The organism is Streptomyces sp. 17_S59 (assembly GCF_056930295.1).
On sequence record NZ_JBXOWD010000001.1, the window covers coordinates 3,393,202 to 3,411,421 of the forward strand.

At 71.0% G+C, this 18,220-nt stretch carries 18 protein-coding genes; 10 read left to right on the forward strand and 8 right to left on the reverse strand.

The genetic code is table 11. The features are described 5' to 3' along the window. The first annotated feature begins 250 nt into the window (after positions 1-250). Positions 251-829 carry a TetR/AcrR family transcriptional regulator gene (locus AC1Z4A_RS15065; protein WP_483679253.1) on the forward strand — a complete coding sequence of 193 codons (579 nt, stop codon included), beginning with the start codon at positions 251-253 and terminating at the stop codon, positions 827-829. 173 nt (positions 830-1,002) lie between these two features. Here the strand turns inward: AC1Z4A_RS15065 and AC1Z4A_RS15070 are convergent, their stop codons facing one another. From AC1Z4A_RS15070 to AC1Z4A_RS15085, 4 genes are all read right to left on the reverse strand, one after another. Continuing rightward, the gene (locus AC1Z4A_RS15070) at positions 1,003-1,872 is read right to left on the reverse strand and encodes an NAD(P)H-binding protein (protein WP_483679255.1); all 870 of its coding nucleotides are present in this window, start codon (positions 1,870-1,872) and stop codon (positions 1,003-1,005) included. Then, positions 1,869-2,645, reverse strand: a complete 777-nt coding sequence (locus AC1Z4A_RS15075) for an SDR family NAD(P)-dependent oxidoreductase (RefSeq protein ID WP_483679256.1) — start codon at positions 2,643-2,645, stop codon at positions 1,869-1,871. Before AC1Z4A_RS15075 ends, AC1Z4A_RS15070 begins: the two co-directional genes overlap by 4 nt. A gap of 77 nt (positions 2,646-2,722) precedes the next feature. Continuing rightward, positions 2,723-3,400 carry a ScbR family autoregulator-binding transcription factor gene (locus AC1Z4A_RS15080; RefSeq protein ID WP_483679258.1) on the reverse strand — a complete coding sequence of 226 codons (678 nt, stop codon included), beginning with the start codon at positions 3,398-3,400 and terminating at the stop codon, positions 2,723-2,725. A gap of 167 nt (positions 3,401-3,567) precedes the next feature. Continuing rightward, the gene (locus AC1Z4A_RS15085) at positions 3,568-4,809 is read right to left on the reverse strand and encodes a cytochrome P450 family protein (protein ID WP_483683602.1); all 1,242 of its coding nucleotides are present in this window, start codon (positions 4,807-4,809) and stop codon (positions 3,568-3,570) included. A 155-nt stretch (positions 4,810-4,964) separates the two neighbouring features. Between AC1Z4A_RS15085 and AC1Z4A_RS15090 the strand changes: the two genes are divergently transcribed. Together AC1Z4A_RS15090 and AC1Z4A_RS15095 are read left to right on the forward strand one after the other, a co-directional pair. Next, positions 4,965-5,939, forward strand: a complete 975-nt coding sequence (locus AC1Z4A_RS15090; protein WP_483679260.1) for a ScbA/BarX family gamma-butyrolactone biosynthesis protein — start codon at positions 4,965-4,967, stop codon at positions 5,937-5,939. Between the two features lie 126 nt (positions 5,940-6,065). Continuing rightward, positions 6,066-7,127 (forward strand): alpha/beta hydrolase, encoded by a 1,062-nt coding sequence (locus tag AC1Z4A_RS15095; RefSeq protein ID WP_483679262.1) that lies wholly within the window; start codon positions 6,066-6,068, stop codon positions 7,125-7,127. A 22-nt stretch (positions 7,128-7,149) separates the two neighbouring features. On the opposite strand, the gene AC1Z4A_RS15100 is transcribed toward AC1Z4A_RS15095, so the two are convergent. After that, a complete protein-coding gene (locus AC1Z4A_RS15100; RefSeq protein WP_483679264.1) occupies positions 7,150-8,490 on the reverse strand; it encodes an alpha/beta hydrolase in 1,341 nt (446 codons plus the stop codon). A 472-nt stretch (positions 8,491-8,962) separates the two neighbouring features. Between AC1Z4A_RS15100 and AC1Z4A_RS15105 the strand changes: the two genes are divergently transcribed. After that, entirely contained in the window at positions 8,963-10,081 is a 1,119-nt protein-coding gene (locus tag AC1Z4A_RS15105) for a vWA domain-containing protein (RefSeq protein ID WP_483679266.1), read from the forward strand. Here AC1Z4A_RS15105 and AC1Z4A_RS15110 read toward each other — a convergent pair. Both AC1Z4A_RS15110 and AC1Z4A_RS15115 read right to left on the reverse strand, forming a co-directional pair. Beyond that, complete coding sequence (locus AC1Z4A_RS15110) at positions 10,078-11,103, reverse strand: sensor histidine kinase (RefSeq protein ID WP_483679268.1); 1,026 nt, start codon at positions 11,101-11,103, stop codon at positions 10,078-10,080. The genes AC1Z4A_RS15105 and AC1Z4A_RS15110 overlap by 4 nt on opposite strands. Then, positions 11,100-11,753, reverse strand: coding sequence for a response regulator transcription factor (locus tag AC1Z4A_RS15115; protein ID WP_483683603.1), 654 nt, complete (start codon positions 11,751-11,753; stop codon positions 11,100-11,102). Before AC1Z4A_RS15115 ends, AC1Z4A_RS15110 begins: the two co-directional genes overlap by 4 nt. A gap of 106 nt (positions 11,754-11,859) precedes the next feature. Here AC1Z4A_RS15115 and AC1Z4A_RS15120 point away from each other — a divergent pair, with 106 nt between their 5' ends. The 6 genes from AC1Z4A_RS15120 (at position 11,860) to AC1Z4A_RS15145 (ending at position 16,202) form a co-directional block, all read left to right on the forward strand. Continuing rightward, a complete protein-coding gene (locus AC1Z4A_RS15120; RefSeq protein ID WP_483679270.1) occupies positions 11,860-12,699 on the forward strand; it encodes a class I SAM-dependent methyltransferase in 840 nt (279 codons plus the stop codon). A gap of 108 nt (positions 12,700-12,807) precedes the next feature. After that, positions 12,808-13,026 (forward strand): hypothetical protein, encoded by a 219-nt coding sequence (locus AC1Z4A_RS15125; RefSeq protein ID WP_483679272.1) that lies wholly within the window; start codon positions 12,808-12,810, stop codon positions 13,024-13,026. Then, positions 13,023-13,259 carry a DUF7848 domain-containing protein gene (locus AC1Z4A_RS15130; RefSeq protein ID WP_483679274.1) on the forward strand — a complete coding sequence of 79 codons (237 nt, stop codon included), beginning with the start codon at positions 13,023-13,025 and terminating at the stop codon, positions 13,257-13,259. Before AC1Z4A_RS15125 ends, AC1Z4A_RS15130 begins: the two co-directional genes overlap by 4 nt. 127 nt (positions 13,260-13,386) lie before the next feature. Beyond that, positions 13,387-15,105, forward strand: coding sequence for a methionine--tRNA ligase (gene metG / locus AC1Z4A_RS15135; RefSeq protein ID WP_483679276.1), 1,719 nt, complete (start codon positions 13,387-13,389; stop codon positions 15,103-15,105). A 157-nt stretch (positions 15,106-15,262) separates the two neighbouring features. Next, positions 15,263-15,655, forward strand: coding sequence for a DNA-binding response regulator (locus AC1Z4A_RS15140; protein WP_483679277.1), 393 nt, complete (start codon positions 15,263-15,265; stop codon positions 15,653-15,655). A gap of 10 nt (positions 15,656-15,665) precedes the next feature. Beyond that, positions 15,666-16,202 (forward strand): DinB family protein, encoded by a 537-nt coding sequence (locus AC1Z4A_RS15145; RefSeq protein WP_483679278.1) that lies wholly within the window; start codon positions 15,666-15,668, stop codon positions 16,200-16,202. Positions 16,203-16,290: 88 nt separating this feature from the next. Here AC1Z4A_RS15145 and aspS read toward each other — a convergent pair whose 3' ends face one another. Continuing rightward, the gene (gene aspS / locus AC1Z4A_RS15150) at positions 16,291-18,078 is read right to left on the reverse strand and encodes an aspartate--tRNA ligase (protein ID WP_483679279.1); all 1,788 of its coding nucleotides are present in this window, start codon (positions 18,076-18,078) and stop codon (positions 16,291-16,293) included. Between the last annotated feature and the right edge of the window lie 142 nt (positions 18,079-18,220).

The following is an 18,220-nucleotide window of genomic DNA, read 5'->3' on the forward strand; positions in this document are numbered from 1 at the left end:
ATTATGCACGGACTTGCCGGGCGTCAAGTACGGTATTGCCCCCGAGGATCGCCCTCCAAGACGGGCGGTCGTCTGCACAAAGGGCCCCGCCGCCCTAACGTGATCGGGGGCCCGACCCGGAACTAACTTGCCGACGGGCTAGTTATGCGTGCGGAACATGGACAAGGGGGGCCGCGGGCGGCCCGGAGCGACGCGGCTCCGGGCCCGGGCGGCCGGTTCGCGACGGAAGACGGAAAGCGGGAGACAGAGCATGGCCAGCACCCCCAGGGCTCGCAGGAGCAACACCCGCGAGCGCATTCAGAAGACGGCCCTCGACCTCTTCGTATCCCGCGGTTACGAGAAGACCTCGCTACGGGAGATCGCCGAGGAGCTGGGGGTGACGAAGGCGGCCCTGTACTACCACTTCAAGACCAAGGAGGACATCCTCGGCGCGCTCTCCGAGCGGCTCGGGGAACCGGTCGACGAGCTGATCGCCTGGGGCCGTAGCCAGCCGTCCACCCTGGAGACCAAGCGGGAGCTGCTGCGCCGCTACAGCACGGCCCTGACCGAGGCCGCGCCGATCTACCACATCCTGCTGGAGAACCAGGCGACGCTGCGCGAGCTGAGCATCGGCGAGACGCTCGTGAACCGCGTCAAGACCTTCACCGAGCTGCTGCTGACCGGCGAGGACCAGTCGCCGGAGACCAAGGTCCGGCTCTCCAGCGCCATGCTGACGGTCCACTTCGGCGCCTTCACCCTGGACGCGCTGCACATCGACCCGGAGGTCAGGCGCGCCATGCTGCTCGACGTGGCGCTGGAGATCATCGACTCGACGGTGCCGGGCGAATGACCCGGTCAGCGCGGGAATGACGGCCGGTATCACCCGGAAGGGTTGCCCGGTCGCCCGTCGGCGTGACTGCGCCGCCCGGCGGTCCTCCGCGCTGGCGGACCGCTCCTGCGGTTTTTTAACGCCCCTCGCCGGAAGCCGAAACAGACCCCGGACCGGCCGGACAGTTCCCGGGGTCAGTTCCCGGGGGCGGTGAAGAGGGCGACGTGCTCGCGGGCCCACTCGCCGTAGGACCGGGCCGGGCGGCCCAGCAGCCGCTCGGCGGTCGGGTCCACCCGGCCCTTCGCCCCGGCGGCCTGCCGCTCGGCGCTCTCCAGGAGCGCCTGGGCGATCTCCGGCCCGTAGCGGGCCTCGGCCGCGCGGCGCAGCTGCTCGGGAGCGGGCTCGACGAGGGTCAGCGGGCGCCCCAGTGCTTCGGCCAGGAACGCGGTCTGCTGACGTGCCGTCACCGCGGCGGGGCCGGTCAGGGCGTACGCCTGCCCCGCGTGGCCGGGCTCGGTCAGCACCCGGGCCGCCACCTCGGCGATGTCCCGGGGGTCCACACAGGCGTTGGGGGCGTCGGCGGGCCGGGCGTGCACCACGCCCTTCGCCCTGATGCCTTCGGCCCAGGACAGCGTGTTGGTCATGAAGGCCCGGGGGCGCAGCAGGGTCCAGTCCAGGCCGGAGGCCCGGACGCCCTCCTCGGCGGCGCGCTGCCGGCGCGTGATGAGGTCCTGGGCGCCGGGGTCGGTGACCGCCAGCGCGGAGAGTTTGACCAGGTGGCGCACGCCGGCCTCGCGGGCCGCGCGCACCACGTTGGCGTCGTGGCCGGGCTCGCGGGGGTCGGCCGTCACGACCAGCACCGCGTGGATGCCCGCCATCGCCGACCGCAGGGAATCGAGGTCGGCGAAGTCCCCCGTGACCGGCTCGATGCCGGGTCCCGGTCCCGGGAGGCGTGCGGCGTCGCGGCCCAGCAGCCGTACGGCACGGCCCCGTTCGGCCAGCAGCCGGGCTGTCGCCCGGCCCACCGTGCCGCTCGCGCCCGTGACCAGGACCCGGGCGCTCACTTGGCGGTGAACCCGCCGTCGACCGGCACGGTGGCGCCGGTGACGAAGGAGGAGCGGTCCGCGAGAAGCCATGCGGCGGCCTGGGCGATCTCCACCGGCTCCGCCACGCGGGGCAGCATGGAGCCGCCGGTCAGGAACTGCTCGACGCCCGGGTTGGCGTCGAAGCCCGCCTGCATCAGCTCGGTGCGGGTCACGCCGACGGCGAGGGCGTTGACGCGGATGCCCTGGGCACCGTAGTCGCCGGCCGCGGCCTTGGTCAGGCCGATCACCGCGTGCTTGGCGACGACGTAGGCGGCCGAGGGCACCACGGGGTCCACCAGGCCCGCCGTGCTGGAGGTGTTGACGATCGAGCCGCCGCCGTTCTCGAGCATCGCGGGTATCTGGTGCTTGATGCAGTTCCATACGCCGCGCACGTTGACGTCCATGATGGCGTCGAAGACCGCGTCGTCCGTGAGGTGCATGGGCTCGCGTGCCGTGCCCCAGCCCGCGTTGTTGAACGCGCCGTCGAGCCGGCCGAACGTCTCCACCGCGACGTCCACCGCGCGGGCCGCGTCGGCGGACACCGTGACGTCGCCGGTCACGGCGACGGCCGCGCCGCCCGCGGCCTTCAGCTCGGCGACGAGGTCCTCGAGCAAGTTGCCGCGGCGGGCCAGCAGGACGACCGCTGCCCCTTCGGCGCTGAAGAGACGGGCCGCGGCGGCACCGATTCCACTGGAGGCACCGGTGATCATCACCGTCTTGCCCGAGAGCATTCCCTGCTGGCTGCTGTTCATGGCGCGATCATGACTCATGCCGCAAAGCGGGAGCAAGGAAAGCGGAAGCAGGGTCCGCCGGAGGCCCGGTACGGGGCTCAGCCCACCGCTGCGGCGGCCTCGGCGGCCTCGGCCTCGCGGCGGCGGCGGCCCTCGGCGACGACCCGGGAGCCCCGGTCCGGGGAGGTGTCGAGCTGGACGAGGATCGCGGGCGTGGCAAGCGCCGGCAGGATGTGCCGGAAGAGGACGGAGATCTGCTCCTCCAGGTCGGCCAGGCCCGTGGTCACCTGCGAGACCAGCAGGACGCCGGTCCAGGCGCTGATCACGAAGCGCGCGGTGGTCTCCGGCTCGACGTGCGGCAGCACCTCGCCCCGCTCCTTGGCCTCCCTCAGCAGCTGGGAGGAGACCTCGCTCCAGGTGGCCCACGGGCCCGCGCTGACCAGCTTCTGCATCTGCGGGTCCGTGGCCAGCCGGGCGCCGGCCCGCAGCAGGGGCTCCTCCGGCAGCCGGTGGGCGAGGGCCATGCCCACGTCCACCCACTCCTGGAGCTTGGTGGTCTGTTCGGCCACCCACTCCACGGACACCTGCTCCTCGAGCACCCCGCGGGCCAGGGCCTCCTTGGAGTCGAAGTGGAAGTACAGCGCGCCCTTGGTCAGCCCGGCCAGGGCGAGGATCTCGGAGATCGTGCACGCTTCGTAGCCGCGCTCGGCGAAGAGCACCGCGGCCGCTTCCAGCGCTGCCCGGCGAGTTCTGATACCGCGCTCCTGCTGCGCCATCCGCGACCTCCAGATATGTCGTCCTGCTCCCGCCCTCCGGCAGTGGCGACTTCGCGCCGGGCCGGAGGGGAAGCCCCCTCCACTGAAACCAAACCGAACGCGACGCATGTTACCCGTCCGGTCATTCTCGGACTGACCCAGTCGCAAGCGCGAAGGGCGTAATTCGGCTAATCGTTTCTGCCGGGTCCCAGGATGACCGGAAGTCGCCGGTGCCCGTGCGAGATAAAGGACTCCAGCGGTTCGAGTTCCGCCGCCGGTACGGCCAGCGAGAGTTCGGGGAATCGGCTGAAAAGAGCCTCCAGAGCGAGTGATGCCTCCAGCCGGGCGAGCGGGGCGCCGATGCAGTGGTGCACCCCGTGCCCGAAAGCAAGGTGATCGCGGCGAGTGGTCCGGAAAAGGTCGAATCGATCGGCGTCGTCACCGTGTTGATCACGGTCGAGCCCGGCGGCGGTCACGGAGATCAGAATCGCGTCACCGGCGGCTATCAGCTGATCCCCGGCCCGGATGTCCTCGATCGCGAACCGCATCGGGATGTTGGCCACCGGCCCCCGGGCGCGTAGCGTCTCCTCGACCACGTCGTCCCAGGACGCCTCGCCGGCCCGCACCCGCGCCAGCTGCTCGGGATGGGTCAGCAGCGCGAGCACCGCCTGCTCGATGAGGTTGACGGTGGTCTCGTGCCCGGCGCCGATGATCAGGAGCAGGGTGTCGACGAGTTCCTTCTCGCTCAACTGCCCCTCGGCATCGTCCCGGGCTGCGATCAGATCACCCGTCATATCAGCTGAGGGAGCCGACCGCTTGGACTCGATCAGCCCGGACAGCAGTTCGTACAGCTCGATTTGATTGGCCATCGCCTCCTCGGGAGTGACCGAGGTACGGAAGGTGGTGTCGATGACGCGGTGCAGATCGCCCTGGACGTCCTCCGGAATGCCGAGCATTTCGCAGATCACCTGGATGGGCAGCGGAAAGGCGAATTCGGCGCGGATATCGACCGGTTCATCCGCCGGGAGCGCGGCCAGCCGGTCGACCAGCCGGGCCACGTGCCATTCGACGCGCGGCCGGAGCGCGGCCGTGCGGCGCGCGGTGAAGGCCTTGGCCACCAGCTTGCGCAGGCGGCGGTGCTCGTCGCCGTAGGCCGTGAGCATGTTCTGCACCGAGACCCACATGGCCAGCGGCCAGCTGTCGTCCAACTCCCCGTCCCGCCAGGCGGGCCAGTGCCGGTAGGCGTCCTTGGAGACGCGGGGGTCGAGCATCAGGCGCTCGGCCAGCTCATGACTCGTGATCGCCCAGGCGGCCACACCGCCCGGGAGTTCGACCCGGACCGCCGGCCCCGTGGCGGCCAGCCGGGCGGCCTCGCCGCGGACGTCGCGCCCGGTCGGGTCCAGGACGATGGGGCAGGACTGGTGCTGCATCAGTCTCCAATCGGTCACCGTGCGGGATCACTGCTCGGTGCCGTGATCCTTGCCTCCCGGCCTTGAAGAAAACCGGCCAGCCATTATCTTAGATTAAGACAAGATTTCTCATGTTCCTTGACCTCTGGCTCACTTCGGCTTTGATGGAGAGTTCGGTGCATCAGTCAGCCATCGCGAATGGGATCGCGGCGCCGCACCCGCCAGCCGTCCGGCCCGCCCTGACCAGCACGGTGCCCAAGGAGTTCGTCCACCGCGCGGCCGTCGCCGAGGTCTTTCTGACCGGCTGCACCGGAGTGGACGACACCCATTTCAGGCTCTCCGCCCAGTGGCCCCGTGCCCACACCTTCTTCTGCTCGGACGGGGGCACCCGGCACGACCCGCTGCTGGCCGCGGAAACGATACGTCAGGTCGGCCTGTTCCTGGCCCATACGGAATTGAATGTACCGATAGGGCACCGTTTCCTGATGCAGGAAATGGAATTCGCCGTCCACGACGAGCAGCTCTCCATCGGGCGCACCCCCACCGACCTGGGCATCACCGCCTCCTGCCAGGTCCTGGACGGCCGGGAGCGGCGCTTCGCCTTCCGCATGGACATCACCATCCACCGCGACGGGCGGCCCGTCGCCACCGGCGGCGGCCGGTTCACCTGCGTCCCGCCCGCGCTCTACCGCCGGATGCGCGGCACCCGCGGCAGCACCGCCGGTCCCGTGCCCGACTGGTTCCCCCCGGTCCGGGCGGGCGCCGCCGAGGTGGGCCGGGAGCTGCCCCTCGACGTCGTGCTCTCGCCGGCCGGCCGCGACGGCGGCTGGGTGGTCTGCCCCGATCTGAACCACCCCATACTCTTCGACCACCCCGACGACCACATCCCGGGCATGGTCCTCGTGGAGGCCGCCCGCCAGGCCGCGTTCGCGGCCCTGCGCCCCCGCGCCGTGCGGCTGTCCTCCGTCGCCGTCACCTTCCACCGGTACGCGGAGCTGGACGGCCCCACCACGATCGACGTCACCGTCGCGGACGGCCGGTCGCCCGATGGGGTAACGGTGGAGGTGACGGGCGCCCAGGCCGGCGAACCGGTCTTCACCTGCACCCTCGCCGAGCGGGCCGGGGCCCTCCGCGACGTCGTCGCGGCCTGACCCGCAGGGCGGGCCTGACCCGAAAGCATGGGCCGGCCGCATCTCCGGAGCGCCTTCCTCCGCTGCTCGTTAGGGTCTGCTGCGTCTGCAGACGCCGGGTCGTCGAGCCGAGGGAGCGCCCGCGGGATGAGTCTCACCGGAACCGGGTTCTTCGCTCTGCTCATCGCGCTGTGCGTGCTGGCCGTCCTCGCCACCCTGCTCCTCTGGGCGAGGGTCCCGGGGCCGCCGGCCGTGCGCTGGCCGGCCCGGGTGCTGCTCATCGCGCTCTGCCAGGCGACCGCGATCTGCGTGGTCGCGGTGTGGATCAACACCAGTTACGGGCTCTACGCCTCCTGGAACGACCTGCTCGGCCGGACCGGCGAGACCGGGCCGGTGGCGATGCCCGGCCCGCCCGCCCAGCGCGCCAAGTTCATCCGCGGCGACAACGGCATGCAGGAGACGTACTTCCACGGCTCCCGCTCCGGGCTCTCCGGCCAGGTCATGGTCTGGACCCCGCCGCAGTACCGCGACCCCCGGTACCGGCACACCGCGTTCCCCGTGGTGGTGCTGCTGCACGGCGTCCCCGGCTCGCCGCAGTCCTGGGTGGAGCAGGGACGGATGCCCGACGCCTACGAACGGCTGCTCAGGAGCGGGGCCACGCGCCCGTTCATCCTCGCCGTGCCGATCATCAACCCGGGCGGCGTGGACACCGACTGCTCCGACGTCCGCGACCGCAAGGTCGCCACCTGGCTCTCCTCGGACGTGCCCGAGCTGATCCGCGACCACTTCCGCACCGGCCCCGCGCCCAGGTCGTGGGGCGTGCTGGGCATCTCCACCGGCGGCTTCTGCGCGGCGAAGCTGCCGCTGCAGTACCCCCGGGTCTTCGCGGCCGGGGCGGCGCTCGACCCGGACCCCCTCAACGGCGAGGGCGGCGCGCTCAGCGACCCGGCCCTGCGGGCGCAGAACAGCCCGACGCGGCTGGTGCGGCACACCGCCTCCGACGTCGGGCTGTTCCTGGCGACCTCGCGGCAGGACCGGGACAGTCCGCCGCGCTACATCGAGGAGTTCCAGCGGGAGGCGGCGGGCAGCCGCGCCCGGCTGAAGACGATGCTGCTCGCCTCCGGGGGCCACAACTACGGCACGTGGATCACGCTGTATCCGGCGGCCTTCGGGTGGCTGGGGGAGCAGCTGACGGGCGGCCCGGGGTAGCTCCCCACGGTTGCCCGGGCGCTCACTCGTCCTTCGGCTCCTCGGAGGCCGATGCCTCGGGGGAGGGAGAGGACGAGGGAGAGGGGGATGCGGGTGCGGGGGAGACCGCGGGCTGCCCGTCCTGCGTGGTGCCGTCGCCCTGCGTGTCCTGCTTGTCCGCCGGCTTCTTCTCCGGCTCCTTGGGCTTGTCCGCGGTGTCCTGCGGGAAGGTGAGCTGCTGGCTCATCCACTCCAGGACCGGCCCGATCTCCCGCCGCCAGGTCGTGAAGTGGTGGCTGCCCTCCGGCAGGATGATCGACGACGCGGTCATGGGCTCCTTGACGGCCTTGAGGAACTTCTCCGTCTCGCCGTAGTTCTTCTCGCCCTTCTTGCTGCTGGTCACCAGCACGTTGACGCGCGGGACGGGCATGTTCTGGAGCCGCCAGATCAGGTCGTGCTCGTGCTGCTTCTGCTTCGCCTGCGCCCCGCTGCCGAAGAGGTTGCCGGTGGTGAGGTCGTTGCCGACCTTGTAGTCGCCGGAGAGGGCGGCGGCGGCCGGGTAGACGTCCGGCTGGCGCATCGCGAGCTGGAGGGCGCAGGTGCCGCCGGAGGAGTAGCCGAGGACGCCCCAGGCGCTCGGGTCGTGGCCGACCCGGTAGGTGCTCCTGAGCGCGTCCGGCAGGTCCTTGGTGAAGAAGGTCTCGGCCTGCGGGCCGTCCGGCACGTCCACGCACTCGGTGTCGCGGGGCGGCGCGATGGTGGGCCGGACCATCACGATGACCGTCGGCTGCATCTTGTTCTCCGCCAGGAGCTTGCCCGCGGTCTGCGGCACCTGGAGGTGCTGGGCGAGATTCATGATGCCGCCCGGATAACCGCTGATCACGACCATCACGGGAAAGCGGTGACGCTCGTACTGCTTCTGGAAGTACTGCGGCGGCAGATACACGAATGCCGGGTTGACCGCCCGGGAGCGGGTGCCGATGATGCGGACCGACTGGACCTTGCCCTCCTTGTCGGCCGCGCCGTGCGGAATTCCGCCTACTTTGTCGAGGCCCTGCGGACCGGCGGGCTGCACCAGCCCGTCCTTCGTGCCGCCGACCGTGGCGTACGGCCCGCCCTTGCCCATCTCATTCACGTTGACGGGGGCCTTGTCAACGCGTCCGAGCAACTGATTCCAGGTTCCGTAGAACTCGCCCCAGGAATTCACCGCGAGCAACAGCGCCGCCATGATCGCCAACTGGGTCGTCAGGATCGAGCCCAGTCGTCCCAGCACGGGCAGCACACCACGCCCGGCCAGGCGCGGCCAGACCCACACCGTGAGCCCGATGCACAACACGGCCGCGAAAACCACCGTGTACAAGAGTGACCGGCTGGTCAGGCCCATGCGCCTCTCAACTCCCTGCCCCCGTGGTGGGTACTCGTGTTCGGTCCGGTAATACTCACCGATAAAGAGGCGGGAAGGGGCGGAGAGGGTTGCCCTGGACTCATTTATTGCCCTGCTCTTGTCCTCTCCGTGTCCTGCGCTTCCCCCGGCGTTCCCGGCCCCGAAACACAAGCGGAACGAAGGCCCCCGAGCCGAACCCGTGCGCGAAACACCGGTGATTCCCCGCGCAAGGCGGTTCCCCGCGCCCGGTGAAGGACAGGCGACACACAAGTGGAGTCCGGCCGAACCCTTCCTTGCCCGGAAGGCGGACGGCGTACGACTGCGCGACGGGGACACGCGCCCCACGGCGTGTCGGGTGTGAACACCCTGGACCGGACTTGACGGCTAGCCTTACGTAGTCGTCAAGCCCGGGGACTTTTCCCCGCAGTACGGACAATCAATAACACCGAGAGACATGAAGGACAAATTCCCCATGGGCATTCGGAGTCTGCTGCGGAACGCTTTCGGCCGCTCGAAAACAGCCGGGCGCGACGAACCGAGCCTTCCCCAGCAGAGCGCGGGACCCGACAGCGCCGCGGGCACCGCCCCGGCCGCCGTGTCCGTCCCCGCCCAGCCGACCGCCGAGACCGCCGACCGCGTCGGTCCGACCGTCCCCGACCCCGGCCCGCTCGGCCCCATCCCCACCCCCGGCCCGCCGCGCCCCGAACCGGTCCCGGAACCCGAGCCGCAGCCGACCCCGATGCCCGAGCCCAAGCCGGTGCCCGAGCCGGAGCCCGCGCCGCGGCCCGAGCCCCACCCCGTCCCGGAGCCGCCCCCGGGCCCCAAGCCCGAGCCCTCGCCCGCGTTCGAGGACGCACCGGCAGCCGCCGGAGCCGCCGCGATCAGCCTGGAGAAGGTGCGCGAGACCGCGCCCGGGCTGGTCGGCCTCTACGAGTCGGCGGGCGTCTCGCTGGCCAAACAGGGCCTGGCCGGGCAGCGGGCAGCCGTCTACCTGGTGCTCGACCGCTCCGGCTCCATGCGCACCTACTACAAGGACGGCACCGTCCAGCACCTCGCCGAGCAGGCGCTGGGCCTGGCGGCCAACTTCGACGACGACGGCGTCGTCCCCGTCGTCTTCTTCTCCACGGACGTCGACGGCACCGCCGAACTCGACCTGACCGACTACCGGGGCCGCATCCAGGAACTCCACGAGTCCTACGGCCACATGGGCCGCACCAACTACCACTGGGCCATCGAGGCCGTCGTCGACCACTACAAGAAGTCGGGCTCGGCCGACCCGGCCTTCGTCATCTTCCAGACCGACGGCGCCCCCTACAGCAAGCCCGCCGCCGAGCGGGCGCTGTGCGAGGCCGCGAAGCTGCCGATCTTCTGGCAGTTCGTCGGCTTCGGCGACCCGGAGGGCAAGGGCTTCGACTTCCTGCGGAAGCTGGACGACCTGCCGGTGCCGGAGAAGCGCGTCGTCGACAACGCCGGCTTCTTCCACGCCGGCCGCGAGCCGCGGCTGCTGCCGGACGGCGAGCTGTACAGGGAACTGATGGTGGAGTTCCCCGAGTGGCTGGCGGAGGCGCGGGCCGCCGGAATCGTCCGTTAGCCGGCCGGCCGCTCCCCGCGCGGCAGTTCGACCACCACACGGAGGCCGCCCCCGGACCGGGGGGCGGCCTTCGCCGTCCCCCCGTGGGCCCGGGCGATCGACCGCACGATGGACAGCCCCAGCCCGGAGCCGCCGCCGAGCCGCTCCCGCCCGCTCCCCCGCCGGAAGGGCTCGAAAAGCGTGCCGATCTCGCTCGCGGGCACGACCGGACCGGTGTTGGCGACCGTCAGGAAGACCGACTGCCGTCCCGGGTGCACGCTCACCTCCACCACCCCGCCCCGGTGGTTGTAGCCGACGGCGTTGCGCAGGAGGTTCCCGGTGAGCTGTGCGAGCAGCACGCGGCTGCCGGTGAGCGGGCAGGGCGAGGGGTGCACGGAGAGCCGCACGCCCTCCCGCCCGGCCCGTTCGGTCACGGCGGCCACCTCCTCGGCCACCACCTCGGCCAGGTCGAGGCGTTCGCGCCGGTCGAGGCCGCGCTCGCTGCGGGCGAGCAGCAGCAGGCCGTCGATCAGCCGCTCGGTCCGGCGGTTCGCCTTCAGCAGCGTCGCCTTCGTACGGGCGAGTTCCGCGGCGGACGGGCTGCCCTCCAGGCCGACCTGGATGGCGGCCCGCTGGGTGGCCAGCGGGGTACGCAGCTCGTGCGAGGCGTTGGCGATGAACCGCCGCTGGCTGTCCAGCACGTCCTGCACCGGCCGCAGGAAGAGCCCGGCCGTCCACCAGCCCACGCCGAGCGCGAGCAGCGCGGTGCCCAGGAGCGCCACGGCCGACCAGAACACCAGCTCGTGGGAGGCGGCTTCGCTGACGTCGCCGGAGAGCCGGACCAGGGTGGTCACCGCCACGGGCTCCCCCGGCCGCACCATCTCCACCGGCACGGCCGTCCGCGCGAGTCTGGTGGCCTGCTCCTGCGTGCCCGCCCGCGACAGGACGTTGACGACGGTCAGCAGGCCCCCGCCCAGCAGCAGGAAGAGCGCCCCGAAGGCGACGGCGATCCGGGTGCGGGCGGCGAGGACAGGCCGCCTCACAGGGCGTACCCGACGCCCTGCACGGTGCGGATCAGCTGTGGTTCGCCGAGCTTGCCGCGCAGCTTGCTCATCGCCACGCGCACGGCGCCGGTGAACGGGTCGGCGTGGGCGTCCCAGGCCCGCTCCAGCAGCTCCTCGGCGCTGACGACCGCGCCGTCCGCCTCCAGCAGGATCTGGAGCACGGCGAACTCCTTGGGCGACAGGTCCAGCTCCCGCCCGTCCCGCTCGGCCGTCCGCCGCACGGTGTCCAGCCGCAGCCCGGCCTTCTCCAGCAGCGGGGACGCGGGCCGGGCGCTGCGCCGCCGCAGTGCCCGCACGCGCGAGACCAGCTCGGGGAATTCGAAGGGCTTGGGCAGGTAGTCGTCCGCCCCCAGGTCCAGCCCCGCGACCCGGTCCTCCATGGAGCCGGCGGCGGTGAGCATCAGGATGCGGGTCCGGGAGCCGGAGGCGACGAGGCGCCGGGTGACGTCGTCGCCGTGCACGCGGGGCAGGTCGCGGTCGAGGACGACCACGTCGTAGTCGTGCAGCCCCAGATAGGCGAGGGCGGCATCGCCGCTGTAGACCGTGTCGACGGCGAAGCCCGCCCGGCGCAGCCCGGTGGCGACCAGTTCGGCCAGTACCTCTTCGTCCTCGGCGACAAGCACTCGCATGGTGTCCGCGTTCCTCTCGTCCGGCACGCCCCCTTCCTTCCAGAATGCGGGTCTACCTTCACCGATGTTTCGCAAATGTCTCCGTTGACCGCAGTAGCGTGGATCCATGGACCGCGCAAACCGGTCGGACGCCCGCGAAACGGTCGCTCTCCGAGGCGCCCCCGAGACCATGCTGGCCACTCTCTACGGGCGGGCGCTCGACAGCCGCTCCCCGGACCCCGTCCTCGGCGACCCGCTGGCCGCCGGGACCGTCTTGCGCATCGATTACGACTTCCGCCGCACCGGGATCACCCGGGGCAACGCCGCCGCCGTCGCGATGCGGGCCCGGCTCCTGGACGACTGGACGCGGGAGTTCCTCGCGGACCACCGGGAGGCCACCGTGCTGCACCTGGCGTGCGGCCTGGACGCCCGCGTGCACCGGCTCGCGCCGGGGCCGGGGGTGCGCTGGGTGGACGTCGACTACCCCGAGGTCGTGGAGCTGCGGGAACGGCTGCTCCCCCGGCCCGCCGGCGACTACCGGACCGTCGGCACCTCCGTCACCGACGGCGCCTGGCTCGGCGGGGTGCCCGCCGACCGGCCCGTCGCCGCCGTCTTCGAGGGCCTGTCGATGTACCTGCACAAGGAGGACGGCAGGCAGCTGGTGCAGGGGATCACCGGGCGGTTCCCGCACGGACAGCTGCTCTTCGACTGCTTCACCGGCCTGGGGATCAGGATGCAGAAGCTGGTGACCCCCGTGCGCCGCGCCGGGGCCACCCTCCACTGGGCCGTCGACGACCCGCGCGAGCTGGAGGGCTGGCACCCCGGGCTGCGCTGCACCGACGTGCTGCGGGCCACCGACCTGCCGGGCCGGGACCGGCTGTCCCCAGCAGGGCAGTTGGGCATGTGGGTGATGGCGCGCATGCCCGGGGGGTGGGACTTCGCGCGGCTCCTGCGGTACGAGTTCTGAGCGGCTTACGGGCGGTGCACCCGGGAGTCATCCGGGCCCGCCCGATATCACCCTCCGTATGCGCCGCGGAACCGATCAGTTCGCGTCTGAGTGGGCACTCTTAGAAGGGTGAGCACCGAAATCCCCCCACAGCTCCCGGCTCCCGCCCGCGGGACGTACGCAATCGACACCCGCACCGGCCGGCTCGGACAAGTCATGGACCACCACGCCGGTTACGTACAGCTACGACCACCGCGCGGCGGCCTGGAGTGGAACTGCCCTCCCGAGCACGTGCGGCAAGCCGATCCGCCGCAGGATGCGGCGGCCGAGGCCGGGGGGCGGCCGTGACCGCGCGAACGGTCTTCCTGTTCGGCACCTGGACGCTCGCCCCCGACCGGGAGCCCGACGCGGAGCCGATCACCTACGCCATGGAGTGCGCCGTGTGCGGGGAGACCTCCGCGGTCGGCGAGGACGCGGGACGGGCCCAGAGCTGGACGTTCCAGCACGCCGGGCGGAACCCCTCGCACCACACCTACCGGGAGGTGATCAGCAGGCCCTGGCGGGCCTGGATGCGGCCGTGATCACACCTGCCGCGGCCCCCGGAAGCATTGACATCGCCGCAATAAACGCCGCGCGGTACGCCCCTGGCCCTCGGATACGCTAAAGGTGCACCCACACCGCATACACCTCTACCAGGGAGCAGCCGCAATGGCTCGACACCTCATCACCAGCGCCCTTCCCTATATCAACGGGATCAAGCACCTGGGCAACATGGTGGGGTCCATGCTCCCGGCGGACGTGTACGCCCGCTTCCTGCGCCAGACCGGCCGCGAGACGCTGTACATCTGCGCCACCGACGAGCACGGCACCCCCGCCGAGCTGGCCGCCAAGGAGGCGGGGCTGCCGGTCGGCGCGTACTGCGCCCAGCAGCACGATGCGCAGAAGGCGATCTACGAGGGCTTCGGGATGTCCTTCGACTACTTCGGCCGCAGCTCCTCCGCCGAAAACCGGGAGATCACCCAGCACTTCGCGCGGCAGCTGCAGAAGAACGGGTTCATCGAGGAGCGGTCGATCCGCCAGGTGTACTCGCTCGCCGACGGCCGCTTCCTGCCCGACCGCTACATCGTCGGCACCTGCCCGCACTGCGGCTACGACAAGGCGCGCGGCGACCAGTGCGAGAACTGCACCCGGGTCCTCGACCCGGTCGACCTGATCGACGCGCGCTCGGCGATCAGCGGCAGCAGCGACCTGGAGGTGCGCGAGACCAAGCACCTCTTCCTGCTCCAGTCCAAGCTGGCCGGCGAGGTCGAGGCGTGGATCGACGAGCACGGCAAGGACTGGCCGGTGCTGGCCTCCTCCATCGCCCGCAAGTGGCTGACCGAGGGCCTGCACGACCGCGCCATCACGCGCGACCTGGACTGGGGCGTCCCGGTCCCGGCCGACACCTGGCCGGAGCTGGCGGCCGAGGGCAAGGTCTTCTACGTCTGGTTCGACGCCCCGATCGAGTACATCGGCGCGACGAAGGAGTGGGCGGACCAGAGCCCGGAGAGCCGCGACTGGAAGTCCTGGTGGTACGAGGCCACGGACGTCCGCTACACCCAGTTCATGGCCAAGGACAACGTCCCCTTCCACACGGTGATGTTCCCGGCCACCGAGCTGGGCACCCGTGAGCCCTGGAAGAAGGTCGACTACGTCAAGGCCTTCAACTGGCTGACGTACTACGGCGGCAAGTTCTCCACCTCGCAGAAGCTCGGCATCTTCACCGACGCCGCCCTGGAGCTGCTGCCCGCCGACTACTGGCGCTACTTCCTGATGGCGAACGCCCCCGAGTCCGACGACACGTCCTTCACCTGGGAGCTGTTCTCGGCCACGGTGAACAAGGACCTCGCCGACGTGCTCGGCAACTTCGTCAACCGCGTGCTGTCCTTCTCCCGCAAGCGCTTCGGGGACGAGGTCCCGGCCGGCAGCGAGGCGGGCGAGGCCGAGGCCGACCTGGGCCGCGAGATCGCCCGGCTGCTCCAGGAGTACGAGGAGCACATGGAGGCCCTGCAGTTCCGCAAGGCCGCCCAGGCGCTGCGCGCGCTGTGGAGCGCGGGCAACTCCTACCTGGAGACCAAGGCCCCCTGGCTGGAGATCAAGACCAACCCGGACGGCGCCGCGCTGACCCTGCGCACCGCGATGAACCTCATCCACCTCTACTCGGTGGTGTCCGAGCCGTTCATCCCGGCCTCCGCGGCCGCCATGCGCTCGGCGTTCGCGCTCGCCGACGACACCCGCACGTGGGTGACCGGCGAGGAGGCCGCCTCCCTGGAGTTCGTCCCCGCCGGCACGGCCTTCACGGTGCCCCCGGTGCTGTTCGCGAAGATCACCGAGGACGACCTGGCCGCGTACCGCGAGCGCTTCGGCGGCACCGACGCGGAGGCGTAGGACACCGGCAGGACACTGCACGACCGTGCCCGCGGGGCCCGGGACCGTACGACGGTCCCGGGCCCCGCGCCGTTCGCGTTGATCGATCGGCAATCGTTCGTTGAGCCCGTCCCGCCAGCATGAACGCGTTGGTCCATGGGGGAGACGAGGAAGAGCAGTGTTCGAGCATCGCATCACCGCAAGCAAACGCATCACCGTGACCGTCCACGCCGGCGACGAGGTGGGCCGGCACCGCATCGTCCGGCAGCTGCGTGCCCTCCCCGGGGTGCACGTGGTCCGCGGCGGCGAGGTCCCGGCCGTCGACGTCCTGCTCATGGGACGGCACGACGAGGACGCCCCGGGCACCCTGCGGCGGCTGTCCCGGGCCGACCGGGCGCCGCTGGTCGTGGTGGCCGAGGAGCTGGGCGAGACCGAGCTGATGGCCGTGGCCGAGTACGGAGTGCGCTCCGTGCTGTGGGCGCACCGGCTGACGCCGGGCCGGCTGTCCCGGGCCGTGCACAACGCTGCAGGTTGCTGTCCTCGACTGCCCATGGCCACGGCTCTTGTGTAAGCCTGATGGCATGTCCGATGCGATGACCGACGACGAGAAGGGCGCGAGCCCGATACCGGCGCTCCCGGGCGGCCGGACCCTGCCCTCGCCGCTCTCCGACGAACGCACCATGCTGGAGAGCTGGCTGGCCTTCCAGCGGGCCACCCTCGCCCACAAGTGCGCGGGCCTCACTGACGAGCAGGCCCGCACCGCCGCCGCGCCGCCGTCCGGGATGTGCCTGCTGGGGCTCGTCCGGCATCTGACCAAGGTCGAGAAGCACTGGTTCCGCACGGTGCTGGACAAGGACGTGCCGACGTCTAGCCCGAAGGACGAGGGATTCGACGTCCCCGCCGACGCGACGCTCTCCGCGGCGCTGGCCGCCTGGCGCGAGGAGACCGCGCTCGCCGACGCCCACGCGGCATCGCTGTCGCTCGACGCCACCGGGGAGTGGCGGGGCAAGCAGGTCTCGCTGCGCTGGATCTACCTTCACATGGCCCAGGAGTACGCCCGGCACAACGGGCACGCCGACCTGCTGCGCGAACTGACCGACGGCGAGACCGGATTCTGAGCCGGAACGACCGGAACGGCCGACGCGAAAGGGCGGGGCCCGGGACCGTGATGGTCCCGGGCCCCGCCCTTTGCGTTGTTGCCCAGCTCTACTTCGTCGGCTTGTACGGCGTCGCCTTCGCCGGGCCCTTGTAGATGCTCAGGTGCAGTTCCTTCAGGCGGGCGTCGTCGACCTCGCTGGGCGCGCCCATCAGCAGGTCCTGCGCGTTGCCGTTGAGCGGGAAGGCGATGGTCTCGCGGATGTTCGGCTCGTCGGCCAGCAGCATGACCATGCGGTCGACGCCCGGGGCGATGCCGCCGTGCGGCGGGGCGCCGAACTTGAACGCGCGCAGCATGCCGCCGAACTCGCGCTCGACGTCCTCCTTCGAGTAACCGGCGATCTCGAAGGCCCGGTACATGACGTCGGGCTCGTGGTTCCGGATGGCGCCGGAGGACAGCTCGACGCCGTTGCAGACGATGTCGTACTGCCAGGCGAGGATGTCCAGCGGGTCCATCGTGTTGAGGGCGTCCAGGCCGCCCTGCGGCATGGAGAACGGGTTGTGGGAGAACTCGATCTGCCCGGTGTCCTCGTTCTTCTCGAACATCGGGAAGTCGACGATCCAGCAGAACCGGAAGACGTTCTCCTCGAACTGGCCGGCCCGCTTGGCGGCCTCGACGCGCACGGCGCCCATGATCTTGGAGACCTCGTCGAACTCGCCCGCGCCGAAGAAGACGGCGTGGCCGGCCTCCAGGCCGAGGCGCTCGGTGAGGGCCTTGACGTTCTCCTCGGTGAGGAACTTGGCGATCGGGCCGGTCAGCTGGCCGCCCTCGCCGACGCGGATCCAGGCCAGGCCCTTGGCGCCCTGCTCGACCGCGAAGTCGCCGAGGCCGTCGAAGAACTTGCGCGGCTGGTCCTGCACGGCCGGCACGGCCAGGGCGCGGACGTGCTTGCCGGCGAACGCCTTGAACTCCGAGCCCTCGAAGACGTCGGTGACGTCGTTCAGCTCCAGCTTGGCGCGCAGGTCCGGCTTGTCGGAGCCGTACTTCAGCATCGCCTCGCGGAAGGGGATGCGCGGGAAGGGGGAGGTGACGTGGCGGCCGTTGCCGAACTCCTCGAAGAGCTCGGTCATGACCTTCTCGATCACCTGGAAGACGTCCTCCTGCTCGACGAAGGACATCTCCATGTCGAGCTGGTAGAACTCGCCCGGCGAGCGGTCGGCGCGGGCGTCCTCGTCGCGGAAGCAGGGCGCGATCTGGAAGTAGCGGTCGAAGCCCGCGATCATCAGCAGCTGCTTGAACTGCTGCGGGGCCTGCGGCAGCGCGTAGAACTTGCCGGCGTGCAGGCGCGAGGGCACCAGGAAGTCGCGCGCGCCCTCGGGGGAGGTGGCGGACAGGATCGGGGTGGCCAGCTCGTTGAAGCCGAGGCCGGTCATCTTCCGGCGGATGGCGGCGATGACGGCCGAGCGCAGCAGGATGTTGCGGTGCATGCGCTCGCGGCGCAGGTCGAGGAAGCGGTACTCCAGGCGGCGCTCCTCGTTCACCCCGTCCTCGGCGTTGATGGTGAAGGGGATCTGCTCGGCGGCGCCCAGCACCTCCACCTCGGTGACCTCGACCTCGATCTCACCGGTGGGCAGGTCGGGGTTGACGTTCTCGGTGCCGCGGCTGGCGACCTTGCCGTCCACGCGGACGACGGTCTCCTTGGTGAGGTGGCTCAGCGCCTCGTTCGCCGGGGTGCCGGGGCGGGCCACCAGCTGGGTGATGCCGTGGTGGTCGCGCAGGTCGATGAAGAGGATGCCGCCCAGATCGCGACGATTGTGCAGCCAGCCACTCAGTCGCACGTCGGTGTCGACGTCAGCCGCACGGAGCTCGCCGCAGGTGTGGGACCGGTAACGATGCATCGTTCATCCAAGTCGTGGTCGAAGGCTTTGATCGGTCAGATCGAGAGTGGCCGTGCTGCCCAGCACACCGCGTCAGCGTGCATACAGCACCACGTAAGGGTACTGCCCGCGCATACCATCGGTGGTCCCGAAGGGACAGACC